This window comes from Lentzea chajnantorensis (assembly GCF_054300775.1).
In genome coordinates, this window is sequence record NZ_JBSDZT010000002.1 from 7306344 (window position 1) to 7332865 (window position 26522).

Below are 26522 nucleotides of genomic sequence, written 5' to 3' on the forward strand. Positions count from 1 at the left end.
TACACCGGAACCGGACAACCGCGCACCGACGTCGACCTGCGCACCGACCTGCCGGAACCACCGCCGTGGCGGTCGTTCCGCGGCGGTCCCCCGCTGTCCGCACCGGACGGCGACGAGCACGACGCCACGAGGCGGATCGGTGCTCCCGGTGCCGACACGACCTACCCCGCTGACCGGCACGAGATCGACATGGTCAACGCCGCGCTGTTGCTGCGCAGGCCGTTGCTCGTCACCGGCGGTCCCGGAACGGGCAAGACGTCGCTGGCGTTCCGGGTGGCGCGCGAGCTGTCGCTGGGCCCGGTCCTGACGTGGCCGATCACGTCCAGCAGCAAGCTGCGGCAGGACGGGTTGTACGAGTACGACGCGATCGGGCGCGTGCATGCCAACAGCGCCAGGGAAAGCGGCGTCACCGACGAGCCGACCGACATCGGCAACTTCATCCACCTGGGACCCCTGGGCACCGCTCTGCTGCCCTGGGAAGCTCCCGCGGGTGCTGGTGATCGACGAGATCGACAAGGCCGACCTGTCGTTGCCCAACGACCTGCTCGCCACGCTGGAGGACGGCGAGTACCTGGTGCGGGAGCTCGCCAGGGTCGCCCGGCGGACGCCGAAGGTCGTCGTGCACACGGCGGATCCGGGCGGCAGCGCGGAGATCGTCGAGGGACGCGTGGTGTGCCGCGCGTTCCCGTTCATCGTCTTCACCAGCAACCGGGAACGCGAGTTCCCGCCCGCGTTCCTGCGCCGCACCCTCCGCCTGGAGATGCAGCCGCCGACCGAGGAACAGCTCGCGAGCATGGTCGCGGCGCACTTCAGCGACGCGTCCAGCACCTCGGCAGCGTTGATCAGGAAGTTTCTGCTCCGCAGCGAGTCCGAGGGCGGTCTGGCCATCGACCAGCTCCTCAACACCGTCCAGCTCGCCACGACGTCGACCGGCCTCACCTCCGACCGCGCGTCCTGGGAACGGCTGCGCGACGCCCTGTGGCACCGCCTCTCCACGACGGGGTTCGAATGAGCGCCGAGGAGCGGGACCTCACCGCGCGGGACATAGCGGATGCGCTGTGGCTCGCCAGTCACGTGTGGCGCGTGAGCGGAGAAGCTGCGGAATCCTCCACCATCGCAACGGAACCGGCCGTGCACCACAAAGCCGTCCCCGTGCTGCTGCCGCCGCCCGCACGCCCGCCGGACGTCGAACGGGAGTCGCGGCCCGTCCCGCCACCGCTCGACGTTCCCGAGGTGGAACGGTCCGAACAGGACACTTCGCGGTTCGTCACCGCGGCCGTGGAGGCCGGTGCGATCCCGCCCGCCACCGAACCCCTGCAGCAGAGCCGTGCCATCTCCCGCGCCCTGCGTCCGCTGGCCGCTCTCGTGCCTTCGGAGCGCGAGGTGGAGATCGACGAGGACGCCACCGCCGTGCGGGTCGCGGAGACCGGCATGTGGCTGCCGGCGTTCCGCCCCACCCTGGTTCACCCGTTCGAGGTCGTCCTCGTCGTCGACACGGCGTCTCTGGAGATCTGGCACCGGGAGATCGCCGACTTCCGCGCCGTTCTCGAGACGCAGGGCGCCTTCCAGGACGTGCGGTTGTTCTTCGCGGACTTCAGCGTGGAGAGCGCGATCGAGCTGGTGCTGCGCGGCGGTGCTCCCGACGGCCCCGTGCGCAGCCCGGCGGAGCTGCTCGACCCGACCGGTCGCCGCCTCGTGCTCGTGATGACCGACGGCGTCGGCCGGGCGTGGCACACCGGTGCCGCCGACCGCGTCATCGGCTACTGGGGCCGTTCGGTGCACGTGAGCTGCATCCACCTCCTCCCCCACGACCTCTGGAGCTGGACCGGCATCACGACCACCCGCGTACAGCTGCACCTGCCGGCCGCGGGCGCACCCAACAGCCGCATCCGCTACCGCCTCGCCGACCCGTCCGACGAACGCCCGCCCGACACGGCGCTGCCGGTGCCGGTCCTCGAACTGCGCCCGGACTGGCTGGACCACTGGACGCGGCTGGTGACCTCGACCGGCCCTCCCGTCCGCCTGACGACGTTCTTCGCCGATCCCGGCGCCAAGGAGAGCAGCGTCGAGGCCGACCCCCTGCTCGACCTGAGCCCGGCCGAACGCGTCAGCCGGTTCCGCACCTGCGCGTCCCCACCGGCGTTCTCCCTCGCCGGACTGCTCGCCGCCACCCCGGTGCCGTTGCAGCTGCCGGTCATGACGGTGGTGCGCAAGACCGTGCGGCCGGACACGACGCTCTCGCACCTCGCGGAGGTGCTGCTCGGCGGTCTCATCGAGCGCGAAACCGATTCATCCGGTACTTATGAGTTCCGTGACGGACTTCGCCAGGAATTGTTGTCGACCTGCTCGCGAGCGGACACCGCGCGCGTTCTGCGGACGGTGGCCGACTTCCTGGGTCCGAATGCCGAGGCCACCCGCGGTCTCAAGGAGGCGCTCGACGACCCAGGGGCGGACATTTCGGCCGCGACACCCGAATCACTGCCCCACCTGCGCTTGCAGCACATCATCTTCCGCGCCATGTCCGGGCCTTACGCACGGCGTTCGGCCCGCATCAAAAACGTCATCAACGAATTGACCCCGGCCGAAGATAATCCGGTGGCAAGTGAGACCATACCGCGCGTGCGCGAGAATGACGAACCACCGTCACCCATATTGATTAACAATACACCTTCCCCAGGAGGGACAGTAGTGACGCTACGCGACGATACCTCGTCCACACTCCTGGGGCGACAAGAAGACGTTCCAAGGGCTTGGTCAGCTCCCCAGCGGAATTTCAACTTCACCGGCCGCACCCAGATGCTCGCCGACCTCCATTCGCGGCTCACGTCCGGCGACAGCAACCTGACCGCGGTTCTGCCCGAGGCGCTGTACGGCATGGGTGGCATCGGGAAGTCGCAGGTAGCGATCGAGTACGCCTACCTGCACGCCGACGACTACGACATCGTGTGGTGGATCCCGTCCGAGGACCCGACCCACATCCGGTCGGTTTACATCGCACTGGCGGAAAAACTCGGAATTCCCAACACCGGCGCCGTCAACACGGTCATCGAATCCGTCCGCGAAGCATTGCGCCGCGGTCACCCCTATCGCCGCTGGTTGCTCGTCTTCGACAACGCAGAAAGTCCAGAAAAAGTTCGACCATTCTTTCCCACCGGCGGTTCAGGACACATCTTGGTGACATCGCGCAACACGCAGTGGTCCAGCGTCGCCCCGACCCTGCAGGTCGACCTGTTCAGCCGGGTGGAAAGCAGGCAACTGCTGCAGCGCCGCAACCACGGTCTCAGCGACACCGACGCCGAGCAGATCGCCGAGGTGCTCGGCGACCTGCCCCTGGCCATCGAGCAGGCCGCGTCCTGGCTGCGGGAGACCGGGATGACCGCGCAGGAATACCTGGACCTGTTCGCACAAAAGCGCGCACAACTGCTCGAAGCGGGCCTTCCGCACGATTACCACGTGCCGGTCGCCGCGGCGTGGAACGTGTCGCTGGACCGGCTCGGCGAAGAGAACCCCGCCGCTCTCCAGCTGCTCCAGGTCTGTTCGTTCTTCGCCCCCGAACCGATCAGCCGCAGCCTCTTCATCGAACTGCAGGGCATTCCGGTCCCGACCGAACTGGGTGAGGCCCTGCGCGACCCGTTGCTGCTCGCCAAGGCGATGCGGCAGATCAACCGGTACAGCCTCGCGCAGATCGACCAGAGCAAGTCCACGATCGTGCTCCACCGGCTCGTGCAGGCCGCGTTGCACGACCGCATGACACCGCAGGAACGCTCCCAGATGGGTCACGCCGCGCACGTGCTGCTCGCGACCGACGACCCCCGTGGCCCCGGCAACGAGAAGAACTGGCCCAAGTACCTCGAGCTGCTGCCCCACGTCCGTGCCTCCAGGATGCACGAATGCGACGACCCGTGGGTCCGGCGCACAGCCCTGCACAGCGCGGTCTTCCTCTCCGCGTGGGGTGACGACCAGAGCGGGTTGGGCTACTGCCGTGAGCTCTTCGAGTACTGGAAGCAGCGGTTCGGCGAGGACAAGCCGGACACGCTCAACACGGCCAAGCAGATCGGCATCTGCCTCAGGGCGCTCGGCCGCTACGAGGACGCGCTCGCGGTCGACAGGCGCGCGTACGAGGTAGCGCAGGAACACCTCGGCAACGAATCCGAGAACACCCTCATCCTCGCCAACATGGTGGCTCAGGACGTGCGAGCGCTGGGCGAGTTCACCAAGGCGTGGGAGCTCAGCGACAACGCCTACCGGATCGCAAAACGCATTTACGGCGACGAGGACGGTCAGACCTTGGCGGTCGCCGAGAACCTCGGGATCGCGCTCCGCCTCATCGGGAAGTTCGCCGAAGCCCGCGACATCGACCGGTCGACCTGGGAGATGCGCGCGCGGCTGCTCGGCGACGAGCACCGGTTCACACTGTCCACTCTCAACAGCCTCTGCCTCGACATCCGCGAGTGCGGCGAGTACGTCGAGGCCAGGGGCATGCTGGAGACGGCGGTGACGAAGCACCGCCGGCTCTTCGGCGACGACCACCCGGACACGCTGCGGGCCATCAAGAACCTCGCCGTCACGCGGCGCAAGGCCGGCGACCACACCGGGGCGCTGCACCTCTCCGAGGAGGTGCTGCAGCGGTACACGAAGCGGTACGGCGAGCGCTATCCCGGTTCGCTGGCAGCCTCGATGAACCTAGCCGTCGACCTGCGGCAGACCGGTGCGCTGGCCGAGTCCCGCGACCTCGGCGAGCACGTGGTCCACGCCTACGTCGACACCCTCGGCGAGGGCCACCCGTACGTCCTGGCGGCGAAGACCAACCTGGCCGTGGCGCTGCGTTTGTCGGGTGACGTCGACCGGGCCTCCGCGCTGAACGAGGAGGCGTTCGGCAGCATGCAGGACGCCCTCGGCTACGACCACCCGTTCACCCTGGTGTGCGCCACCAACAGGGCGAGCGACCACGCGGCGTCCGACGACTTCGAGAAGTCCTACACCCTCAACCAGAGGGTGCTGGAACGTTCGACCCGCGCGCTGGGTGAGAACCACCCCTCGACGCTGGCGTGCCTGGCGAACATCGTGCTCGACCTCCGCGGCCTCGGCCGCACGGCGGACGCCGAGTCGCTGCAGATCGACGTGATCACCAGGTTCCAGCGCGTGCTCGGCAAGAACCACCCGGCGACCATCGCCGCAGCCAGCAGCACCCGCGCGGACTGCGACCTCGAAGCCCTGCCGACCGGTTGAGCGCTCACTCCCCGGCCCACGCGGCGACCGCGCGTGGGTCGGGGACGTTTCCGGTGCGGCGCAGCACTTCGGCGTGCAGGGCCAGAACGATCTCCGGCACCCTCAGCACGGCACCCGCGGCCGGGTCGGAGAGCCCGAGTCCGATCCACGCCGGCACGTCCTCCGGCCGCTCGACGATGTCGGCGGCGTAGAGCCGCGCGGCCGCCTCCTGGTCGCCTTCCACGTGGAGCAGATCCGCTGCGGTGGCAGCGGAGACGGTGACCGCGTGCGCGGCGAACTCCGCGGGTTCCCGCAGGCGGAGCCGGCGCAGCTCCGTGCGCGCCAGCGGTGCCGTCGCGCGTGGCACCAGCGTCGGTTGCGGAACCGGTCCCTCCGGCCGCGGTTTCCCGACGAGCCAGGCGTCAGCGAGTCTTCTGACCACATCGGCGTCCGGCACGAGGTGCCGGGCGCGCCACGTGGCCTGGTGGTCTTGAGCAGCAAGGCGTGCCTCACGCCACGGCAGTGCGCTGACCCGGATTCGGCTCCACTGCGCCAGTCTCGCGGCCATGACCGTGGCGAACCTGCGTCCGAGCTTGGTCAGCTCACGGCACTCGCGGAGGAAGCGGGCCGCGTGCGTGGTCTGGCTGCACCAGTAAGCGAACTCGAAGTCCGCTCGCTCCGATGCGGTGACCACTCGGCGTTCCCGCCAGAAGTCGACGACGCCCAAGAACGCGTAGACGCCCTGGAGAAGTCCGCTGACCGGCCGCGGATCATCACGCCAAGGCGCATAACAACGGGCAGGTCCGCCGATGGCGCACAACGGTTCCATGGTCGCGAGCGCGGCGAGCTTGGTGTGTTGCACCTCGTGCGCGAGCACTTCCGCGAACGCAGCCGGGTCCGGTGGCTCCGACATCAGCACGGCACCGCAGGCGTCGGCCGACGAACCGCTGTAGAGCCTCGCGTTCACCTCCGGCACCGGCACGATGGTGCTCACCAGGGCGGCAAGGGCGTTCGCGTGCCCGGCGCCCAGCAACGTCCACGCCTCGGCGAGCCCGCCGGCCCACCGCGCCACGTCGCTGTCGGCCAGGCGCTGCGGCTCCGCGAGCGCGCGGAAGTCGCGGTGCGGCTCGACGTCGTCGAGCAAGGGGGTGAAGACGCCGGCGCCGATCCGCCGCACCGGCGACCAGTTCTCGTCCTCCGGCACGTGAACCGTGCGGTCACCACAGGTCAGCGAGAGCCGGCCCGACCGGTTGTCCGCCCGCGCCACGTCCCACAGGCGCAGTCCCGGCAGGGTCGCGATCCCCAGGGAGGGCAACGAGACGAGGCCCCGGCTCACCGGTACGTCGAGGGAGAAGTCGATGCCGCAGCGATGTGCCGCGGCCACGGCGACACACCTGAGGTGGCCGACGCCCACCCACAGCGGCTCCGCCGGCTCCAGGGTCCCGCGCAGCCTGCGCAGCAGGTCCGTGAGCCACACCCCGACCTGGGGCAGCAGGAGGACTTCGCGCACGAGCCCGGGAGACTTGCGCTGCGCCGCCACGAGCAGGTCCCACGCCTCGTCGAGGCCGAGCAGGAACTCGCGGCCGGACGCCAGCTCCAGCAGCGCACGCAGACCCACGAGCCGTGAGCTGAACTGCCCGTTGCTCAACAACGTCAGGAGCTCGTCGTCGCCGCCGCCGCACGCGAGCCGGTCGATCGAGCGCAGAGGCAGCCGGTGCGCGCTCAGCACGTGATCAACGGCAGCGGCTCCCGCTCGTCGTGCCGCTCGGGCAGGAAACTTCCGCTGCAGTCGTCGTCTTTGTTGCTCATCCGCGACATGCGGTGAACGGGGTCGGAAGCCTCACGCAGCACCGTGCGCACCGACGCCGTGACCGACTCGTCGGTGGTGTGCCGGAGCTCGTCGAGGGAAATGCCGGTCAGGTCGACGAGTTCACAACTCACCGCTGGAGCATCTTGCATGGGTCCTCCCGACTACCGAGGGTGACACCGATGTCACCACCATCATGCCCAATCGACCTGGGATATGGGAGATCCTTTCGCGTACTTGCGGGCTGCTCCATCCGCGCCATCTCCAGAAAACCAGCTGCGCACAGCACCGGAAATCCCGCCGGGACACAAAAAGTTGACAGTATCTGGACAAGGATTCCTCGTGGGCGGGCAATTGCGGCGCGACATTGCGGTGTGGCGCCGGCTTTCCCGCTCGGGCGCGCCGGAGCGGTCAGCGTTCGCGCATCAGCGAGCTCGCGTCCGAAAGGCCGCGCAGCACGAGGCCGAGGGCGCGGGCGAGGTGCTCCCTGTGGTCCTCGAGTGCCTCCGGTGTGATGCCGCCGGCGGTGGCGGCCGCCACGTCGTCGGTCGCGGCCTTCAGCACCGCGCTCATGGCGGCGGCCTGGACGCGGACGGCGATCGAGTCGGCGGGGAGGGCCATGCGGTGGGCGAGGACTTCGGCGAGGGCGTCCTCGTCGCGTTCGCGGAGCATCAGGTACGCGGCGCGCAGGGCGGGTTCGTGGTGGGTGAGGCGGACGACCGCCAAGACCGCGGCCACGTCGTCGTCGGAGCCCGCGTCGAGGACGGGCTGGTAGGCGGTGCGGAGGTGGTCGATCAGGTCGAGCTCGGCCGGCCAGGCGCGCAGCACGGCGCAGAAGGCGTCCACGCTGCGGGTGAGGAGGGGCTCGACGCAGCTCTCCTTGTGCGGGAAGTGGCGCCAGAAGGTGCGTTCGGAGACGCCGGCGGCCCGGGCGATCTGCTCGCCGGAGGTGGCGGCGACGCCCTGCTCGGCGAACAGGCGCACGGCGTGGCGGGAGATCTCCAGGCGCTGGCGGCGGCGTTGCTCGCCGCTCACCGGCGGCCGGCCCCTGCGGGGTGCCCCGTTTTCCGCCACAACGTCCGCCATCGGGTGATTCAAGCACGTCAGAGGCTCGAAAGTTTAATGGCAGCTAGTGCCAATAAACGGTACGGTCGGGGTCATGAGCCTTGCTCCCGAACGCATTCAGCTGCCTTTGCCCAGGCCGAACGTGCTCGAACTCGCCCCGCTCTACTCGCTGCTGCGCAGAGAGGCCCCCATCGCCCCGGTCACCACACCGACCGGCGACCCCGCGTGGCTCGTGACCCGGTTCGAGGAGGTGCGCCTCCTGCTCGGTGACAAGCGCTTCGGCCGTTCCCACCCGCACCCCGAGCAGGCCTCGCGGATCACGACCGCGGCCGTGCTGGACGGGCCGACCGGCGAGTACGAGACCGAGGAGGCCGACCACGCGCGGATGCGGCGCCTGCTCACGCCCGCGTTCTCCGCCAAGCGCATGCGGATGCTGTCCGACCACATGGAACGGTTGATCGAGGGGTACCTCGACCGGCTGGAGGCGGAGCACGAGACCGCCGGGGTCGTCGACCTGCACCGCGGGCTGGCGTTCCCGTTGCCGGTGGCCATGATCTGCCGCCTGCTCGGCGTCCCGGAGGCCGACAGCGAGCTGTTCGCGTCGTTGTCCGAGCGCATGGCGGGCACGGCGATCGGCGAGGAGGCGCACCGGGCGCGCGAGGAGTTCTTCCGCTACATGATCGGGCTGATCGAGACCAAGCGACCGGACCTCGGTGAGGACGTGATCTCCGACCTGGTCCGCGCGCAGGGCGCCGACTCGGCGTTCGACTACGAGCAGATGGTGCGGCTGTGCGTCGGGCTGCTGTTCGCGGGCCACGAGACCACGGTCAACCGGATCGGGCTCGGCGTGCTGTTCCTCATGACCAACCGCGAGCACTGGGACGCGCTGGTCGCCGACCCGGACGGGCACGTCGACGCGGTGGTCGAGGAGATCATGCGGCTCGGCGCGCCCGGTGACCTGGGGCTGCTGCGGTATGCGCACGAGGACGTCGACATCGCCGGCGTGACGATCGAGCGCGGTGACGCGCTGATCCTGTCGATCAACGCCGCGAACCGGGACGACGGGGTGTACTCCGACGCGGAGGTGTTCAACCCCGACCGTCCGGAGAGGACGCACCTCGGGTTCGGGCACGGCGCGCACTTCTGCATCGGCGCGTCGCTGGCCAGGACCGAGCTGCGGGTCGTGTTCGCGGCGCTGGCCAAGCGGTTGCCGCGGATGCGGCTGGCCAAGGACGTGTCGGAGCTTGAAATCAGGGCCACGCTCACGGGTGGCGTGTCCGAACTGCCGGTGACGTGGAGGTCGGAATGAGGGTCAGCGTCGACCAGGGCAGGTGCGTCGGGGCCGGGCAGTGCGTGCTCGCCGCCGACGACGTGTTCGACCAGCGCGACGAGGACGGGCTGGTGGACCTGCTGAACCCGAGCCCCGCGGAGGAACGCCGGGCCGACGTGCGGCACGCGGCCGAGGTGTGCCCGGCGTCCGCGATCAGCGTGGAGGACTGAGAACGGGTGCGGCGCGGTGCTCTCGACGCACCGCGCCGCGCCTCACTGCGCCATCAGCGGCTCGGTCAGCGGCGTGCCGTCCGCCCTGCCCACGAAGCAGTGGATGACGCGGCTGGAGTGCCGGTAGCCGTTCTGGGTCTTCACCTTCCACGACTCGGCGGTCGGGACCACCACCCAGTACCGCAGCGTCTTCTCCTTGTCCTGCCCGGTGACCTTGTTCGACAGGAACGTTTTGGTGCAGGCGGTGCCGCCGATCTTCGTCAGCTCCTCCACGCCTGGGTACGCCACGTCCTTCTCCATCTCGGAGTTGGCGAGCACGGTGTCGAGGACCTCGGTCGCGTGCTCCTTGTAACAGCCACCGCGCTGCTGCGGCTTGATCGGCGCGGCGTCCTTCGCGGGCGTCCAGGCCAGGCAGTCCTTCCTGAACGCCAGCAGGCTGTCGTCCTTGATGTCGCCGTCGATGCCCAGGGTCAGCACCGGTTGCATCGCCGCTGAGCTGGCGGGGCCGTCGCCCGTGTTGCCGGCACCCGTGTTGCCCAGGCTCGTGTTGCCCAGCCCCGTGTTGCCCAGGCCCGTGTTGCCGAACCCCGTGTTGCCGAGCATCGGCTTGAAGACGGTGAAGTACAGCAGGACGAACACTCCGACGATGAACAACGGCGTCAGCGTCGCCGACAGGTACATGCCGACCGAGCGGCGCTTGCGCGGCGGCACGGGGACCTCGACCGGTGGTGCCGCGGTGAACGGTGGTGGCGTGGTGAACGGTGGCGGCGTGGCGACCGGGCCGCTGTGGAACGCGGGAGGCCTGGGCGCTGGCATCGGCCCCGACACCGGTTCGAAGCGTTCCGTCAGGTCCGGCTGCACGAGCGCGCGGGTGATCAGCCGGCGGGCCTGCCCGGTGCCGAGGCGGCGCTGCGGGTCGGGCTCCATCAGGCCGGTGATCAGCTCGCCCAGCGGTCCGCTGACCCGCGGCACCGGACGTTCGCTCATCACCGCGAGGATCGTCGCCGAGGTCGTCGGGCGGTCGAACGCGCCGCGGCCCTCGACCGCGTAGAACAGCGTGGCGCCCAGCGCCCACAGGTCCCACGCCGGTGAGGCCTCCCCGCCCGCCAGGCGTTCCGGTGACATGTAGGCGGGCGAGCCGATCAGCGTCCCGGTGGCGGTGAGCCGCGGGTCGTCGAGCGACTGCGCGATGCCGAAGTCGGTGAGCTTCGCCGTGCCCCTGCCGGGCACCATGACGTTGCCCGGCTTGACGTCGCGGTGCACGATGCCCTGCTCGTGCGCGGCCTCCAGCGCGTCCAGCAGCTGGCCGGCGAGCGTGGCGGCCTCCCTCACGCCGAGCGGGCCGTCGCGGTCGACGCACGCGTCCAGGGTGGGGGCGTTGATCAGCTCCATCACGATGAACGTCTGGTCGTCCTCGGAGATCAGGTCGAAGACGGTCACCACGGCGGGTTCGGACAGCCTGCTCGCGATGCGCGCCTCGCGCAGCACCCGTTCCTGGTAGACGGCCCGCTCGTGGGCGGGCACGGTGCCGGGCAGCAGCAGCTCCTTGACCGCGACCTCCCGGCCCAGGACCGAGTCCTCGCCGAGCCACACGGCGCCCATGCCGCCCCGCCCCAGCTCGCGGATCAGCCGGTAGCGCCCGTTGCCCACCTCACGCATGCGGGAAGTCTCGCAAGCCGATCACCCGGTCCGGTGAACGGGGGGCACGATGACGTGCCACGAACGTCAGCAGCTCCCCCCGGATCGCCGACAGGTCCGGGGCGGACCAGGTCGCGGTACCGGTCACCAGCGAGCGGCTGAGCACGCCCGGCGGGCTCAGCGCCGTGCCCACGAACCAGCTCGGCGCACTCGTCGACCGGGTGGAGCACGGCAACGCCGGCACCGCGAACGGGGCCCGGTCCCGTCAGGTGCGCTGCAACGCCTTCGGGTACAGCCAGCTGCCGGGCGTGTCCTCGGCCGGGTTCGTGTAGTAGTCGCGCACCGCCGCGATGTACTCCGGCACGCTGATCGCCCCGTCACCGTCGGTGTCGAGGTGCGCGAACGCCACCCCGCACTCGTCGTCACCGAGCCCGCGCGCCTTGAGCAGCACGGTGAACTCGTCCACGTCGACCCGCCCGTCACCGTCGGTGTCCGCGAGGGCCAGCAGCTCCTGCACCACCTCCAGGAAGTCCGCCTCGATCGGCCCTCCGGTCACGAACATCTCGATCATCGCCTCCCGGTACTCCTCCGGCGAGACCTGCCCGTCCCGGTCGGCGTCGCAGTGCACGGCCAGCATCTCCCAGAACCGGTCGTGCGCCTCCACCAGCTCCCGCCCGCGCTCCGACCCCGCCGGCTCCCCGAACGCCCGCAACAACCGCTCCGCCAGCGCGTAGACGTCGGCGAGCTCGATGACACCGTTGCCGTTCACGTCGTAGTGGGCGAACGTCGCGTCGATCCTGTGCTGCAACACCTGCTTCATGTCCGGCACTGTGTTCACGCGACCCCCTGGCGCGCAACGCAGGTCGCCCAGCCGGGTGGAGTTGTTCCACCGCTCCGGGTGATTGCGGGTTCAACGGCATGGGAGCGCGCGAGCGTGAACGTGATCTGCACGCCCTCACCTGGCCCTGGCCGGCAGGAACGTGCGGACGTCGAGCGGTGCGAGCCACCGCCGCCAGCGCGGCACGCCGGTGCGCATCCGCTTCCTGGCCTCGCGCACGTCCGCCCAGTACGCGTCCACGGCCGCCTGGTCCGGCTGTCCCGGCCCGAACACGTGGGCGTCGGCCCGCACCGCCAGGCCGCCCAGGTCGAACCCGGCCAGCAGGGTGGCCTCCTGGCGCCGGGTCAGGCCGCGCGGCACCCGTGCCCCGAGGTCGCGGGCGTGGTCCACGAGCTCGTGCCAGCCCGTGGCGAACCGGTTCGCGGTGCTGCCGCGCGTCTGGCGGCGGTGACGGCGCACGGCCTTGCCCCCGACGACGAGACCGACCACCGCGGCGATCGGCAGCAGCACGGAGGCGGCGTCGGCCAGCAGGCCGGCGAGCCAGCCCGGCAGCCAGGACCCGCCGGGGTCGCCGATGCCGACGCCGCTCGCGTCGGTGCGGCTCGCGTCGACCAGTGAGCTGGGCATCTTCACCGTGTTCGGCGGTGGCACCACCGCGGCGTCGGTGTTCTCGATCTCCTGCGGCGGCTGGTGGTCCGGCTTCTTCGAGCGGTCCGGCATGAACTCGGTGTTCGGGACGACCGCCCACGTGCCGTCCGCGAGGTGCAGCTCCACCCACGCCTGCACGTTCTCGCCGCGCACCACACCGCCGCTGCCCGGCACCGCGCCCAGCACGACCCGCGCGGGCATGCCGATCTCGTTCGCCACCAACGCGTACGCGGCGGCGTACTGCTCATCGTTGCCCGCCGGGCGCTTGGCGTTGAAGAACGCCGTGAGCCGGCCCGCGCTGTGCCCCGGCAGGTACTCGGTCTCGCCGGGACCGCCGTCGGTGTAGGCGCCGTTGTCGCGCAGGTACGCGGCGGCCGCCTTCAGCCGTTCGGCGGTCGTCGTCGCGCCACCGGTCCACTTGGCGACCTTGCCGCGCACGAAAGCCAGCTCGGAGGTGCGCACCGACGGCCGCCCGAACGGTTGGGCGTCGTCCGGGATGCCCGCTGTGGTCAGGACCGTGCGCAGCGAGTAGGTGTCCCCCTCGCGCAACCGGTCGGCGACGATGCCGGACGCCGTGGCGAGGTTGTAGCGCAGGTTCTCGGTGTGACCGGCCCTGCGCTCACCGCTGAAGGCGATCTCCCGTGCGCGTCCGGCCGTCGGCAGCCACGCGCTCAGCTCGTCCGCCGTCGCGTAGGCGGCCTCGATCCGGATGGTCACGTCGGACTCGGTTCCGGTCCCGGTGGCCGGGATGCGCACACCGATGCGTTGGAAGTTGTTGCGCTGCACCGGGTCCACCGCACCGGCCGGGTCGTTCGTCGCGCCCCACACCCGGCCGTCGTACCCGTCGAGGGTGGCGATCCGGACGCGTTCGCCCTCCGGCAGCCCCTGCACGGTGAACAGCGTCTGGTCCCAGAGCTGGTTGGCGTCCTTCGTGTGCTTGCGGTAGCCGACCAGCGGGCTCGCGTAGGCGCCGATCTCGAACGGCGGCTCCACGTACTTGCGCAGCACCACCCGGTGGGCGCTGCCGGTGCCGGGCAGCACCGGCGACACCACCAGCGCGAACCCGGCCGCGACGCCGACGAGCGCCACGGCGGTCACCGCGCGCACCCGGCGCATCCCACCGGCACGCACACCGGTGCGGTGCCGGGCCGCGCGCACCGCGAGCCAGCCTGCCGCGACCGCGGCGAACACCGCGCCGAGCACCCCGGCCGCCTCACCGGTGCCGAGCAGGACCACCGCGGCGAGCACGGCGAGCGGCGCGCCGATCGGTGCCCCGCTGAGCGGCACGCGGCGGGCCAGCGTGAAGCCTCCCGACCCGCACAGCAGGCCGAGGATGTACGGGATCACCAGCAGCGGACCTGCGCCGTCGACCGGCGGCAGCGTGGTGAGCAGCTGCTTCCAGCCGTGCACGCCGAGGTCGAGCAGACCGGCGAGGACGTCGGGTGTCGGCAGTCCCCCGTCCTCGCGCAGCGCCACGACACCGCCGAGGAGGAAGAACACCGCGACCGTCATGGCGGCGACGGCGATCATCGGCCGGCGCAGCACCGACGCGACGTGCCCGGCCAGGACGCCGAGCAGGAGGCCGGTGCCGCCGGCGAGCAGGAAGCCCCAGCCGGTGTAGGTGGTGCGGAACCCCAGCAGCGCGACGACGAACAACGCGCACAGGAAGGCGGCGTCGACGAGGTCGTCGCGGCGGGGCACGAGTCCGGTCACTGCAGGGTCCCTCCCGCCAGCAGCACCGGCAGGTCGCCCAGCCGGCGCAGGGTGAGCACGGTGAACGCGGTGCTCGCCGACCGCGCGGTGCGCTGCCGCGGGTCCACCCGCAGCACGACCTTGCGCACCTCGGCCGGGAACGCGGTCGCGACGGCGCGCAGGTCGCCGTAGCCGTGCCGCGCGCCGGTGACGAGCACGAGCAGCGTGGCGTCGGGAGCCGCGGCCGCCGCGCGGGCGGTCGCCTCGGCGAGCGACGGGCCGCCCAGCTCTGCGCGGGCGAACACGTCCAGCACGTGCTGGGCCCGGCCGGAGAGGTGCCCGGAGGCGACCACGCTGGTGTCGATCCCGTCCGCCACCGCGCGCTGCACCACCGACGCACCGGCGGACAGGGCCGTCTCGAACACCGAAGGGTCCGGATAGGACTGTTCGGCGCCGTCGACGACCACCACGACGTGCGCGCGCCGGGAGTCGAGGTACTGCCGCACCAGGAACCGACCGTCCTGAGTGGACGCGGCGAGCTTCGCCGTGGAGCGCCAGTGGATGTGCCGCCGGTCGTCGCCCGGCGCGTACTCGCGCAGCGCGTGGAACGCGAGGTCGCTCATCGAGACGTCGTTGGTGGTGCAGCCCTCCAGGTCGCGCAGCAACCCGGTGCCCAGCGGCGCCAGCGGCACGGTCAGCGGGTGCACGAACAGCTCGACGACCTCGGTCATCGCGACCGTCCGCCGCACCAGGCCGAGCGGGTCGCCCCTGACCGTGGTGGCCGGTCCGACCGCGATCACCCCGCGCCGCAGCCCGGCGACCTCCACCTCGCGGCCGCTGTCGAAGACCTCGACCCGGTCCCGGCCGATCGGCAGCTCCACCTCGGGCGCGAACAGCGTCCTGCGGCCGTGGTGCTCGACCTCGACCGCGCAGCGCGTCGACTCGTCGGGCCGCAGGCGGCGCTTGGCGACGGCCACGTCGACCCGCACCGCGCCGCGGCCCAGCGTCAGCCCGCACGCCAGCGCCAGCAGCACCAGCCCGGTGGCGCCGAGCAGCACGAGCTCGTCCCAGCCGAGCACGGCGCCGAGCACCCACCCCACCGCCGACGCGACCGCGAGCAACCGGCCCGCCGGCGAGACCACCTCCAGCAGCCGCACCACCTCAGGCCCCCCGGCGCACGGGCGGCTCGACGTCCGCGAACAGCGAGTCGACCACCTTCTCCACGGTGGCGCCGTCGAACTGCGCCTCCGGGTGCAGCAGGATCCGGTGGCCCAGCACGGGGTGCGCGAGCTGCTGGACGTCGTCCGGCACGACGTGACCGCGCCCCTGGGCGAGCGCCCACGTCTTGGCGCACCGCACGTACGCGAGACACCCGCGCACCGACACGCCGAGCCGCACCGCGGGGTGCGACCGCGACGCCTCGGCGATCCGGCTGACGTACCCGAGCACCGCCGGATCGACGTGCACCTGGTCGGCCAGCGCGGTCAGCTGCGCCACCGCGCTCGCCGCGATGGCCGGCGGCACGGTCGCCGACCGGTCCCGCGTCGCCGCGTCGGCCAGCAGCGCCACGGTGGCGTTGTGGTCCGGATAGCCGATGCTGGTCTTCATCAGGAACCGGTCGAGCTGCGCCTCCGGCAACCGGTAGGTGCCGGCCTGCTCGATCGGGTTCTGCGTGGCGATCACCATGAACGGCGACCCCACCGGGTGCGTCTCGCCGTCGACGGTGATCCGGCCCTCCTCCATCACCTCCAGCAGCGCCGACTGCGTCTTCGGCGAGGCCCGGTTGATCTCGTCGGCGAGCACGATCGAGCCGAAGATCGGCCCGGGGTGGAACCGGAACACACCGCGCTGCTGGTCGTAGATCTGCACACCGGTGACGTCCGACGGCAGCAGGTCCGGCGTGAACTGGATGCGGGCGCTGGTGCCCTGCACCGTGTTCGCCAGCGCCTTCGCCAGCGATGTCTTGCCCGTGCCGGGGTAGTCCTCCAGCAGCAGGTGGCCGTCGGAGAGCAACGCGGTGAGCGCCAGGCGGATCACGTGCTCCTTGCCGGAAATGGCCCGCGAGATGTTCAGCACCATTTGCTCGAAGGTCTGCGCGAACAGCCGAGCCTGTTCAGGGGTCACGGTCATGGTATTTCCTTCACTGTTCACCAACGGAATGATCCCTGGACGCCACCACAGGTCACGTAGACCTGTTCGCCCGGATATCCGTAGTAGTTCCTCGTCTGCCGGCGCTCGTTGGGGCCGAAGTTCTCGTTCACGAATCCGACCGGGCCGTGGTCGCTGTTGAACGTGCACGTCACGCTGCTGCTGAAATTCGCGGTCTGCACGACGACGTACGCACACGCCGAAGAAGTGCAGACACCTGATCCGTTGCACCCGCCCGCACCGCAGGCGGCTCCCTTCGACACCGTCACGGTGGGTGGCGGCGGAGGCGGTGGGGTGGCCTGCTGCCGGGACTGGCTCAGCATCGGCCGGCCCGCGTCGGACACCGTCGCCGTCACGGTCACGTTCTGCGAGTAGCCGACGTCCTGGCTGCCCGACCAGCTCCACCCGCCGACACCGGTGGTGAAGGTCTGGTCGAAGCCGCGGCTCGTCGTCACGCGCACGGTCGCGGGCTTGCCGTTCGGGTTCACCGAGACGGAGAAATTGATGACCGTGTTGTTGTTCGAGGTGTTGAGCGCGAGGTCGCGCATCGGCCCGTAGGTGGCCACGCCCGCGGTGGCCGCGCTGTTGCACGGGTTGCCCGCGTACGCCCCTCCACCACTGCCGTTGCACGCCTGGAGGCTGATCGTGACCGGCTGCCCGTTCGGCAGTCCGTTGATCGTCTGCGTCGCGCCGGCCTGCCCGCCGACCGGGTAGGTCCAGGTGCCGCACGAGCCGCCGGACCAGGTGCAGCTCACGGTGTTCGACCTGCCGTGCGAGGCGCCGACGTCGAACCGCAGCGCAGCCTGCCCGTCCACGCCGGTGGGTGCCGCGGTGAACCCGGTGATCGGGTCCGGGGTCGCGGTCGCCTCCATCTGCGCGGGCGCGCTGGCCGGCGAGGTGTGCCCGGCCGGTTCGGCCTCGGCGGCGGCGTTCGCGGCGACGACGGTGTAGCTGTAGATCGTGCCGTCGTTCTGCAGGCCGTCGTCCAGGCACGTGGTGGCGGTGACCTTCGAGCACACCGTCTTGGTGCCGCCGCCGGTGCGGGTCAGCGTGTAGGTCGTGGGGCCGGGGCCGTTCGCACCGACCGCGCCCCACGACACGGTGACCGCGCGGGTCTGGGCGTTCGCGGCGTTCGTCGCGGTGAACGCCGGCGCCGCCGGGGCGTCCGGGGCACCGGCCGACTGGCCCTCGACGGTGACCGCGGGGCCGGGGCCCTGCGAGTTGACCGCGATCACCGTGAACACGGTCTGCGCGTCGTTGTCGAGGCCGGTGGCCGTCACGCTCGTCGCACCGCCGGGTGCCGTCGTGCGGCCACCGCCGGACCAGCTGATCTCGTGCCGCAGCACGGGCGTGCCCTCGTTGGCGGCCGCGGCCCAGCTCAGCTTCAGCGTGCCGTCCCGCGGCTCGGACGTGCTGAGCCCGGTGACGGCGCCGGGCACCGTGTTCGGCTGGGCCGGCGCGGACGAGCCGCTCGGCTTGCCCCACCCGACGAGGTTGTGCGCCCGCACGGTGAACGTGTACTCCGTGCCGTTGGACAACCCGGTGATCGTGCACGGCGACGCCGGGCACACCTGCTTGCCGCGGCCGTAGTCGACCTCGTAGGAGTCGATCGGCGCGCCGTTGCCCGAGGGCGTGCTCCAGGACAGTTCGACGACCTTGCTCAGCACCGTGCGACCGGTCACCGGGGTGCCGGGGGCGTCGGGCACGCCGAGCACGTTCAGCCTGATCCGGCCGGTGACCCTGCGGTCCTCCCGGCCGGTGTCGGCCACGTCGGTCACGACGACGTTGAACTCCATGGCGCCGTGCGCGTCGCCGTTCGGGGTGATGCGCACGGTCGAGCCCTCGTTGCTCACGTTCGCCCCGGCACCGTTGACCTGGGTGACCGCGACGACGGAGATCTTCGGGTCGCGCAGCTGCGAGCGCACGTAGGAGACGAGGTCGACGGTCGCCGTGTCGCCCGCCTTCACGCCGTCCACCGTCACCGGTGCGATGGCGGGCGGCAGTGCGGCGGCGACCTCCACCACGAGCTTGCTCTTCGGCCCGTCGCCCGCGCCGACCTCGATCGTGCCGGTCGAGCCCGGCTTCGCGCCGCCGGCCGCGGTGACGGTCAGCGTGCGTTCGCCGGAACCCTCCAGCGACACGCCGTCCGGCTGTTCGAGCCAGCTCGCCCGGTACCGGACGTCCCCGAGCCTCGACCGGTCGGCGACCCACACGTGGCACACGGACGTGACGTCGACCTTCACCGGAAGGCCTCCCTCGACGACCGCGAGCGCCGAGGACGGGCACCGCAGCACCGGCGTGTCGGGGCCGACCTGCACCGGCACCGTGATCAGGGCGAACTTGCCCTCGGGGTCGGTGAGCGAGCTGCCGTCGGTGACCTGGAACGTGACCGCGGCCGGTCCGGTGTAGCCGTCGCGCGCGGTGAGGACGAGCCCGGTGTCGCCCTCGTTGCGCACCGCCAGCCCGGTCGAGGGCGCGGCGGTGACCCGGTCGACCGTCGTGAGCTTGGGCTGCTTGCCCGACGGGACCTCGACGTAGTCCTCGACCTGCACGGTCACGGAACCGTCCGCGGGCACGGAGATCAGCTTGTCCGGGATGGCGCGCGGGGCGCCGGTGCCCTTCGACGGCACGTGGACCAGCCCCGCCGCCGTGGCCCCGGAAGCGTCCCTGACCTCGTAGACGAGGGTGCGCGGGTGGTCACCGACCGGCACGGTCGCCTTGAGCCCGGAGACCTCGGCCCGCTCGTGGAAGACCTTGGTGACCTCCAGCTCGCCGGCCGGCCCGTCGGGGTCGGCGACCGCGCCGGCGAGGTCCACCTCGACCGTGCTGTCGCCCTTGCTCACCAGTGGGAACAGCTCGCCGGCGACCGGCGGGACCTGAAAGCCCTCCCGGCTGCGGACGGTGAGCGTGGCGACCGAGGGCTGGCCGAGTCCGTTGGTGACGGCGTAGGCGATCACCAGCGGCTTGCCGGTGAGGTCCGGCGCGGTCAGCTCGATGCGGCCGTCGGTGGCCTTCACGTCACCGGGCAGCGACGGGTTGCGCGCCTCCAGCGGTTCGACGGTCACCGTGTCGCCGGGTGCCCGCACGTCGTTGGCGAGCACGTCGACGGCCAGGCGCGCACCGGGTGCGGCGGTCACGACGTCGTCCACCGCGACCGGTGGCTGCGGGTCTCCCGGCGGCACCACGGCGACGCGGACCAGCGACTCGCCGGTGCGGCCGTAGGAGTCGGTGACGACGAACCCGAACGTGTCGGTCCCGTTCGAGGTCGGGAACGCCTCGTAGGTCAGCGAGGTGCCGGCGATCCCGACGACGCGGCCGATCGCCGGTGCGGACGCGATGCCGGTGACCGCGACCGAGTCGCCGTCGGGGTCAGCGCCGCTCGACGGCACGGTGACCGTCACCCGGTCGCCGGCGACGACCCGCACCTCGACGGGTTCCGGTGCCGGCGGCTGGTTCGGGTTGGCGGGCGTCGGCGCCGGGTTCACGGTCACGTGCGCGTGCCCGACGGCCTGGTCGCCGTCCGGGTTCTGCACCACGTAGGAGACGTCGGCGACGAACGGGGTGTCGAGCCGGTCCGGTGCCACGTAGCGGACCACGTCGCCCGCGACGTAGGCGGTGCCCGCGTCCTGGCGGCCGTCCCGCGTGGTGACGGTCAGGCGCCCGGTGCCCGGCGCGCCCTGCACGTTGGACTGCAGCGTCAGCGGGGCACCGGCCGGTGAGATGTCGTTGTCCAGCACCGGGATCGTCGCCGAGTCACCGGCGCGGGCCGCCGCCCGGTCGTCTTTGGGCACCGGAGTGTCGTCCGCGGGCGGCGGCAGCTGGGTGACGGTGACCTCGCCGGTCACCGGGCCGGTCACGCCGTCGGTCACGGTGTAGCGCACGACCTGCGGGTTGCGGTCGAGGGTGGGCGCGGTCGCGTTGATCCGCAGCCAGCGGCCCTTGACGACGGCGACCTCGAGCTGACCGGAGGTGCTCTCGGCGTGCTGCACGCCCAGCAGCGACCCCGCCGGGCTGAAGTCGTTGGCCAGCACGTCGGCGACGACGGGTTCCTGACCGCGCACCACCGCGTTGTCCGGCATGGCGACCGGCGGCAGCGGGGAGGCGGGTGCGGCGGCGACGTCGATGCGGATGGCGCCCTTGGCGAACGGCGCGTTGCCGAACGCCGCGGTGTAGTCCAGCGGGAAGGTGCCCGGCTTCGTCGCGGTCAGCGTGACCAGGCCGGTCTTCGTGTCGGTGGTGACCGTCGCGCCCGCGATCGGTGCCACGTCGGCGGCAAGCCGCAGCTCGGCGGCGGGGTCGACCGGGTCGGCGCCGGGCAGGTCGTTCTCCAGCGGGCGCACCAGGACCGGTGTGCCGACCTGGCCCCGTGCGACGTCCGGGCGCGCGACCGGGGGCAGGGCGGCCGGTGCGGCGGCGTCGAGCACCCGCACGCGTTCCGCTCCCGCGACGGCGTTCGCGATGCCGTCGGTGACCCGGTAGTCGACCGCCTGCTGACCGGCCTGGACCGGTGCCGCGTACTCGACGAACCCGGTGTTGGTCGTGGTCGCGACACCCGCCTTGGCCGCGGCCTCGGTCAGCACGACCGGGTCGCCGTCGAAGTCGCGCCAGTCCGCGAGCACCGGCAGCGTCAACCGGCCACCGGAGGCGACCGACCACTCGTGCGGCACGGCGCCCTTGCGCACGGCGGGCGCCTCGTTCTGCGTCGCGGTGCGCACCTGCACGGTGACGGCGGCCGTGGCGTTGAGGCCCTTGCCGTCGTCGACGGTGTACTTGAAGTGCGCGTCCTGGGCCTGCTCCGGCAGCGTCACCTCGACGGTCTGCCCGTCCGGGGCGATCGCGAGCGCCACGTCCTTGCGGTCGAGGTCGCTCACGGCCGTGACGGACAGGATGTTGCCCGCGGGGTCGGAGTCGTTGTCGAGCACGTGCAGCACCGTGGTGCGGCCGGGCCGTGCGCCGAGCGTGTCGTCGGAGGCCTTCGGCGGCTTGTCCTTGGCGGACTCGGTGGTGTTCTCGTTCTTGTCCTTGTCGCTGGGGTTCTGCTGGGGCGGCGGCTTCACCGACTGCCAGTCGTCGACCTTGCGCTGAGTGCTCAGGTCCCACACCGCGCCGGTCGCGACGTCGTTCAGCACGATCGCCTTGCGGTTCACCCGGAACACCGGCTGCACCAGCGCCTTCGCGTCCCGGATGTTGCCCGGTGCGGCCTTCTGGCCGCCGCACGAGCGGAAGTAGCCGCCGGACGCGCCGGCCCACGCGGCGTGCACGCAGTCGCCGAGCCGCACCGGTTCGGCCGGGGCACCGTCCACGCCCTCGTGCAGCACCACCGCGCCGTCGCCGTCCAGGTCGAACGCCGTCAGCTCGGTCCGGCCGGCCACGACGACCGCGGCCGCCTCCGGTCCTGCGTGCTGCAGCACGGACTCGCGCCCGGCCCGCGCGGTGCGGCCGCCGGGCAGGAAGAGGGTGCCGGACTCCGCGTCGAGCACGACGGCGTCGTTGCCGACGGCGGTGATCGCCGGTGCCTTGAGGGCGGTGGGGAGCTTGCCGTACTCGGGTTCACCGAAACCGGTCCCGGCCGGGGTCACCCGCACCGTGCGGCCGTTGGCGGACACGGCGTGCACCGCACCGTCCAGCCCGACCGCCAGCGCGGCGGTGCCGGCGGCGTCCAGGCCGGCGAGCGGCGGGGTCTCCTGGCTCACCTGGTCGAGCGCGCTCACGCCGGCGGCGACGTCGACTCGGGTCGCCCAGACCTTGCCCGCGGCGGGGTCGAGCACGGCGAGCGTGCCCCCCGCGAGCGCCACCTGGCCGCCGCTGGGCAACGCCAGCCCGTGGTCACCGAGCGTCACCGAGCGGGCGACGTCGACCGGGTACAGCTTGCCGCCTGCCCGGTCCCGCGCGACCACCGCGGAGGCGTCCTGGACGACGTCGAGCTGATAGCTCTGCCGCGCCCCACCGGGCGGGTTGAACGCGGCGTCGAGCGCTCCGACCGGTTTGTTGAGCCGGCCGAACAAACCGTCGCGGTCACTGGTGACCCAGACACCGCCGTCGTCGAGGTCGACCTGGCGGACCGGATTTCCGGTGGACGTGAACGCGTAGGCGACGAGTGAGGCGGCCGCGAGAACGAGCACCGTTCCGGACGCGAGCGTGGTCCGGTGCTTTCGGAAGAATCCCACTGTTCCCCTCGTTTGCGGTCGCGGCGCTCCCCGGCGGTTCCGTCAACCGCCTGTCGGGCCGATCCCTGAATCCGTTGCAGCTTTCACCCGAATGCGGGCGGAGGATTATCCGCAGCTCTCCTGCGACCAGTCGGCGGTCGCGTTGCTGCCGTCCGCGCGCACTACTTTCACCTGGAGGCACACGGGGTTCGCGCCCTCGACGACCACCTTCGGCGCCTTCTCCACACCGGTGCGGGCACCGTCGGACGTGCGCCAGGAGAACGTGTCCGTGGCCTGCTGGGCCGAGTAGCTCCACTCGAACCGGACTGTTCCCGCGTCCACGCGCGTCGCGGTGATCACCGGACGGCCCGGCGGGGCGCCGCCCGCCCCCGCGTTCTGGTCGGGGACGTCGTCGACGACGGTGGCCGGCGCCGGTCCGGTCGCGGGTTCCTCCCCGCCGGACAACAGGAACACGCCCACACCGATGATCGCGACCGCCGCGGCGGCACCGGCGGCGTACAGCGGCCAGCGCACCCGTTCCACGTGCTCCGCCGGTGTCAGCCGCGGTGCGGAGGCGGGCTCGCGGACGATCGTCGCCGGCTGCGGGTTTCCCTGCCGCGCCAGGGTGTGCGGGGCGCGGGGCGCCGTCGGCGGCACCCGTTGCCGGGTCGGCGGCGCGGTGCGCGGAGCAGGCGGCGCGAACGACGGGACGCCGGCCGTGCGCACCGGGTGCCGCTCCGGCACGGTGCCGGGCATCAGCACCAGTTCGGTCCGGCCGAACCGGTACATCACCTGGATCCGCTGCAGCTCGGCGGCGAAGTCGAGCAGGGAACCCGGCCGTGCCGCCGGGTCCTGGTCCATGGCGCGCAACAACAACCGCCGGAGCTCGTCGGGTGCGGCCAGCTGGTCCGGCCGCCACCCGCTCACGATCCGGTGCTGGACCGCCTCGACCGAGTGGTCGGTGCCGAGCGGCATGAACGGCGACCGTCCCACGAGGAGGTGCCACAGCGTCGCGGCGAACGAGAACACCTCGGTGCGCACGCCGTACCTCGCCACGGCGTCCACGCCGAACAGCTCGGGCGCCGACCACGGCGGCGACAGCGCCACCTGCGTCTCCCGGCCGCGGTCCGCGAGCCGGCCCGCGATGCCGAAGTCGGTCAGGCACGCGTCGCCGGACTCGTTCATGAGCACGTTGGCCGGCTTGATGTCGCGGTGCAGCATCCCGCGCCCGTGCGCCGTCTCCAGCGCGCCCGCGATCTGCACCCCGATGTCGAGGACCTGCTTGACCGACAACGGCATCCGGCTCGCCATCTTCGCCAGGTCGCCGCCGGGGCAGTACTCCATCACCAGGTACGGGCGCCCGTCCACCGCGGTGCCGGTGCCGTACACCGTGACGACGTTGCGGTGCTTGCGCAGCTTCGCCATCGACTCGCCCTCGGCGAGGAACCGCTCGCGCACCTCGTCGGACAGGCCGGCCGTCTGCGGCACCTTGACCGCGACGTCGTCCTTGAGCTTGCCGTCGTAGTAGCGGTGCACCGTCGCGAAGCCGCCCGCACCGATGTCACCGCGGTACTCGAAGTCCGGGATCGCCGGTGGTCCCAGCGTCATCCGCCCACCTCGAACGTGAAGAAGACCTGCTCGCTCAGCGACACCCTGGTCCCGGGGGTGAGGAACTGCTCGATGTGCGGGGCCAGCTGCTCCGGCGGGCAGCCGGGGCGGGAGATCGTGGTGCCGTTGGTGGAACCGAGGTCGCGCACCAGCACGTCCCAGCCCTCCAGCCGCACCTCGACGTGGGTCCGCGAGATCTCCGCGTCGGTCTCGCTGCCGACCTGCACGAGGTTCGCGTGCCTGCGGTCACCACCGGGGTCGCGGCCCACCACCACGTCCCGGTCGAGCGCGATCGTGTCGCCGGTGGACATCCGCAGCAGGCCCAGCACGGGCCTGTCCAGCACGATGGCGACCTGGTCGGGCAGCAGGACCTCGCACACCCGGCAGTGCACCGCGTAGTCCGAGCTGAGGTGTCCCGACGGGCACCGCCGCGCCCGCACCCGGTGGTTCCCCGCGTGCAGCATCCGGGTGTCGCCGGGGGACGTGGCGTTCGTGCGCAGCACCGTGTGCGTCACCGGCTCGGCGGGTGGCGCCGCGGCGACCCGGGGCGCCCAGTCGAACGACTGGATCACGCCACCGGTCCGGGCGAGCGCGGGCACCGGCGGTGGTGCGACGTGGTCGCGGACGACGGGCAGGTCGACCGGTTCTTCCTGGCGCACAACGGTGTGCTCGACGGCCTCGGTCGGCGGGGCCGGTTGCGGCGGCAGAGCTGCGGCGGCGTCGGACAGCGTCACGACGAGCTCACCCGCGAGGACCACGCCCCCGCGCAACGGCAGCGCGGTGCCTCCCGGACCGGCGGTGACCCGCAGCAGGGCCACGTCGTCCAGGCCGCGGTCCACCCACGTCGCGACACCGGTCGCGGTGATCTCCTCGACGGCACCGGACCCGGTGACGGCCTGCAGCTGGACCTCGCCGCGCACCACGGCGCGCTGTTCGGTCGCGGTCACGCGGACGAGCGCGAACCCGCTCACCGCGCGGAACCCCTCGTGCACGATCGCGGCGAGCACCTCGTCCAGCGGCTCGTCCGCGCGCACCAGCTCCCAGCAGCGGCGGACCAGGTCGGAGCCGGGTGCCACGGACAGCAGGAGCCACGTCCGCTCCCCCGCCACGGCGGTCCACGTGCCCGGCACGTACTCGACAGCGGTCATCGCGGACCCCGCGGTGCCGTGTCGCAGCTGGACGCGACCGCCTCGGTGTAGTCGACCACCAGCGCGGTGACGTTGTCGCGGGCCCCGGCGGCGACGGCGCGGTCGACGAGGTCCGCCGCGGCACCGGCCGCGTCGGCGTGCAGCCGCAGCACCTCGTCCAGCTCGTCGTCCGCGAGCTCACCGGTCAGCCCGTCCGTGCAGATCAGGAACCGCTCACCGGCCTGCGGCGGGAACACCCACAGGTCCGGGTCGCCGGCGCCGGTGCTGCCGAGCACCCTGGTGACGACGTGCCAGCGGGGGTAGGTCCTGACCTCGTCCGCGGTCAGCACCCCGGCCGCCACGAGCTCCTGCGCCTCCGAGTGGTCGACGGTGAGCTGCGTCAGCCCCGCGCCGTCGAGGCGGTAGACCCGCGAGTCGCCGACGTTGAACACGACCCAGTGCGGCCGCCCGGAGAACGCGACCAGCGCGAGCCCCGCGACCGTCGTCATCCCGCCGTGCTCGGCCTCCACCAGCGACCGGCCGGCGGCGGCCAGCGTCGCCCGCACGTCCTCCACCCCCGGCAGCTCCAGCCCGTCGAGCTCCCGCAGCCGCGCGACCACGAGCCCGCTCGCGACCTCGCCGGCCGCGTGCCCGCCGACCCCGTCGGCCACGGCGAACACCTGCCTGCCCGCGACGGCGTCGTCCTCGTTGACCGTCCGCACCACGCCGGGGTGCGTGGTCAGCCCCGTCCGGATCACCGTGCTCCCACCACGTCCGGGAACAGCTCGCCGACGCGGGCGCACGCCTCGCCGGGACTGACCGGGGTACTCCTGCCGGGGTCGTCCCCGGAGTCCGAGGGGTACCAGGCCCCCGCGGCGTCGTGGCCGCGCCAGGGCGAACCGAGGAGCACGACCGCGAGCTCGGAGCGGACGCCGTCCACCCGGTCGGCGCACGCGAGCAGCGTCGACGCCAACCGGTCGAGCCGGTCCGGATCGGACCCGATCACCGCGCACACCCGCATTTCCTCCGCTCACCCGTTCGGACCTCTCGTCGTTCGGCGCACGCTCGGCGTTAGCTGAAATTTGGGGACAAAAAGT

The 26522-nt window shown here is 72.0% G+C and carries 19 protein-coding genes; 4 read left to right on the forward strand and 15 right to left on the reverse strand.

The window, feature by feature from the left end; translation table 11 throughout:
• Positions 1-161: 161 nt before the first annotated feature.
• On the reverse strand, positions 162-440 hold the full coding sequence (locus tag ACVDFE_RS35030; RefSeq protein WP_458433477.1) for a hypothetical protein: 279 nt from the start codon (positions 438-440) through the stop codon (positions 162-164).
• 50 nt (positions 441-490) lie between these two features.
• On the opposite strand from ACVDFE_RS35030, the gene ACVDFE_RS35035 reads away from it, so the two are divergent.
• Complete coding sequence (locus ACVDFE_RS35035; protein ID WP_458433478.1) at positions 491-1012, forward strand: hypothetical protein; 522 nt, start codon at positions 491-493, stop codon at positions 1010-1012.
• A complete protein-coding gene (gene fxsT / locus ACVDFE_RS35040) occupies positions 1009-5229 on the forward strand; it encodes an FxSxx-COOH system tetratricopeptide repeat protein (RefSeq protein ID WP_458433479.1) in 4221 nt (1406 codons plus the stop codon). The genes ACVDFE_RS35035 and fxsT overlap by 4 nt, the downstream gene beginning before the upstream one ends.
• 4 nt (positions 5230-5233) lie before the next feature.
• Here the strand turns inward: fxsT and ACVDFE_RS35045 are convergent, their stop codons facing one another.
• From ACVDFE_RS35045 to ACVDFE_RS35055, 3 genes are all read right to left on the reverse strand, one after another.
• Positions 5234-6937 carry an HEXXH motif domain-containing protein gene (locus ACVDFE_RS35045; protein ID WP_458433480.1) on the reverse strand — a complete coding sequence of 568 codons (1704 nt, stop codon included), beginning with the start codon at positions 6935-6937 and terminating at the stop codon, positions 5234-5236.
• Positions 6931-7149 (reverse strand): hypothetical protein, encoded by a 219-nt coding sequence (locus tag ACVDFE_RS35050; protein WP_458433481.1) that lies wholly within the window; start codon positions 7147-7149, stop codon positions 6931-6933. Before ACVDFE_RS35050 ends, ACVDFE_RS35045 begins: the two co-directional genes overlap by 7 nt.
• Before the next feature lie 277 nt (positions 7150-7426).
• Positions 7427-8101, reverse strand: coding sequence for a TetR/AcrR family transcriptional regulator (locus ACVDFE_RS35055; protein WP_458433482.1), 675 nt, complete (start codon positions 8099-8101; stop codon positions 7427-7429).
• Positions 8102-8174: 73 nt separating this feature from the next.
• Here ACVDFE_RS35055 and ACVDFE_RS35060 point away from each other — a divergent pair, with 73 nt between their 5' ends.
• Together ACVDFE_RS35060 and ACVDFE_RS35065 are read left to right on the forward strand one after the other, a co-directional pair.
• Positions 8175-9389: a cytochrome P450 gene (locus tag ACVDFE_RS35060; protein WP_360401630.1), complete on the forward strand. Its 1215-nt coding sequence runs from the start codon at positions 8175-8177 to the stop codon at positions 9387-9389.
• Positions 9386-9580: a ferredoxin gene (locus ACVDFE_RS35065; RefSeq protein ID WP_360401627.1), complete on the forward strand. Its 195-nt coding sequence runs from the start codon at positions 9386-9388 to the stop codon at positions 9578-9580. Before ACVDFE_RS35060 ends, ACVDFE_RS35065 begins: the two co-directional genes overlap by 4 nt.
• Positions 9581-9622: 42 nt before the next feature.
• Here ACVDFE_RS35065 and ACVDFE_RS35070 read toward each other — a convergent pair whose 3' ends face one another.
• The 11 genes from ACVDFE_RS35070 to ACVDFE_RS35120 all read right to left on the reverse strand — a co-directional run bounded on the left by ACVDFE_RS35070 (position 9623) and on the right by ACVDFE_RS35120 (position 26431).
• Complete coding sequence (locus tag ACVDFE_RS35070; protein ID WP_458433483.1) at positions 9623-11239, reverse strand: protein kinase domain-containing protein; 1617 nt, start codon at positions 11237-11239, stop codon at positions 9623-9625.
• Positions 11232-11411, reverse strand: coding sequence for a hypothetical protein (locus ACVDFE_RS35075; RefSeq protein ID WP_458433484.1), 180 nt, complete (start codon positions 11409-11411; stop codon positions 11232-11234). Before ACVDFE_RS35075 ends, ACVDFE_RS35070 begins: the two co-directional genes overlap by 8 nt.
• 72 nt (positions 11412-11483) lie before the next feature.
• A complete protein-coding gene (locus ACVDFE_RS35080) occupies positions 11484-12038 on the reverse strand; it encodes an EF-hand domain-containing protein (RefSeq protein WP_360401621.1) in 555 nt (184 codons plus the stop codon).
• A 135-nt stretch (positions 12039-12173) separates the two neighbouring features.
• Positions 12174-14417: a transglutaminase domain-containing protein gene (locus tag ACVDFE_RS35085; protein ID WP_458433485.1), complete on the reverse strand. Its 2244-nt coding sequence runs from the start codon at positions 14415-14417 to the stop codon at positions 12174-12176.
• Positions 14414-15553 carry a DUF58 domain-containing protein gene (locus ACVDFE_RS35090; RefSeq protein WP_458433486.1) on the reverse strand — a complete coding sequence of 380 codons (1140 nt, stop codon included), beginning with the start codon at positions 15551-15553 and terminating at the stop codon, positions 14414-14416. The genes ACVDFE_RS35085 and ACVDFE_RS35090 overlap by 4 nt, the downstream gene beginning before the upstream one ends.
• Positions 15554-15557: 4 nt before the next feature.
• Positions 15558-16526: an AAA family ATPase gene (locus ACVDFE_RS35095; protein ID WP_360401612.1), complete on the reverse strand. Its 969-nt coding sequence runs from the start codon at positions 16524-16526 to the stop codon at positions 15558-15560.
• Between the two features lie 17 nt (positions 16527-16543).
• Positions 16544-22711 (reverse strand): Ig-like domain-containing protein, encoded by a 6168-nt coding sequence (locus tag ACVDFE_RS35100; protein WP_458433487.1) that lies wholly within the window; start codon positions 22709-22711, stop codon positions 16544-16546.
• Between the two features lie 105 nt (positions 22712-22816).
• Positions 22817-24298 (reverse strand): serine/threonine-protein kinase, encoded by a 1482-nt coding sequence (locus ACVDFE_RS35105; RefSeq protein ID WP_458433488.1) that lies wholly within the window; start codon positions 24296-24298, stop codon positions 22817-22819.
• Complete coding sequence (locus ACVDFE_RS35110; RefSeq protein WP_458433489.1) at positions 24295-25446, reverse strand: FHA domain-containing protein; 1152 nt, start codon at positions 25444-25446, stop codon at positions 24295-24297. The genes ACVDFE_RS35105 and ACVDFE_RS35110 overlap by 4 nt, the downstream gene beginning before the upstream one ends.
• Positions 25443-26183: a PP2C family protein-serine/threonine phosphatase gene (locus tag ACVDFE_RS35115; RefSeq protein ID WP_458433490.1), complete on the reverse strand. Its 741-nt coding sequence runs from the start codon at positions 26181-26183 to the stop codon at positions 25443-25445. The genes ACVDFE_RS35110 and ACVDFE_RS35115 overlap by 4 nt, the downstream gene beginning before the upstream one ends.
• The gene (locus ACVDFE_RS35120) at positions 26180-26431 is read right to left on the reverse strand and encodes a hypothetical protein (RefSeq protein WP_458433491.1); all 252 of its coding nucleotides are present in this window, start codon (positions 26429-26431) and stop codon (positions 26180-26182) included. Before ACVDFE_RS35120 ends, ACVDFE_RS35115 begins: the two co-directional genes overlap by 4 nt.
• Positions 26432-26522 lie beyond the last annotated feature (91 nt).

Excerpts from the sequence above, each read along its gene's own strand:
- ACVDFE_RS35030 (WP_458433477.1), bottom strand. The coding sequence starts at position 440 with ATGAAGTTGCCGATGTCGGTCGGCTCGTCGGTGACGCCGCTTTCCCTG.
- fxsT (WP_458433479.1), top strand. The coding sequence starts at position 1,009 with ATGAGCGCCGAGGAGCGGGACCTCACCGCGCGGGACATAGCGGATGCG.
- ACVDFE_RS35095 (WP_360401612.1), bottom strand. The coding sequence starts at position 16,526 with ATGACCGTGACCCCTGAACAGGCTCGGCTGTTCGCGCAGACCTTCGAG.
- ACVDFE_RS35105 (WP_458433488.1), bottom strand. The coding sequence starts at position 24,298 with ATGACGCTGGGACCACCGGCGATCCCGGACTTCGAGTACCGCGGTGAC.
- ACVDFE_RS35080 (WP_360401621.1), bottom strand. The coding sequence starts at position 12,038 with ATGAAGCAGGTGTTGCAGCACAGGATCGACGCGACGTTCGCCCACTAC.
- ACVDFE_RS35065 (WP_360401627.1), top strand. The coding sequence starts at position 9,386 with ATGAGGGTCAGCGTCGACCAGGGCAGGTGCGTCGGGGCCGGGCAGTGC.
- ACVDFE_RS35060 (WP_360401630.1), top strand. The coding sequence starts at position 8,175 with ATGAGCCTTGCTCCCGAACGCATTCAGCTGCCTTTGCCCAGGCCGAAC.
- ACVDFE_RS35110 (WP_458433489.1), bottom strand. The coding sequence starts at position 25,446 with ATGACCGCTGTCGAGTACGTGCCGGGCACGTGGACCGCCGTGGCGGGG.
- ACVDFE_RS35070 (WP_458433483.1), bottom strand. The coding sequence starts at position 11,239 with ATGCGTGAGGTGGGCAACGGGCGCTACCGGCTGATCCGCGAGCTGGGG.
- ACVDFE_RS35055 (WP_458433482.1), bottom strand. The coding sequence starts at position 8,101 with ATGGCGGACGTTGTGGCGGAAAACGGGGCACCCCGCAGGGGCCGGCCG.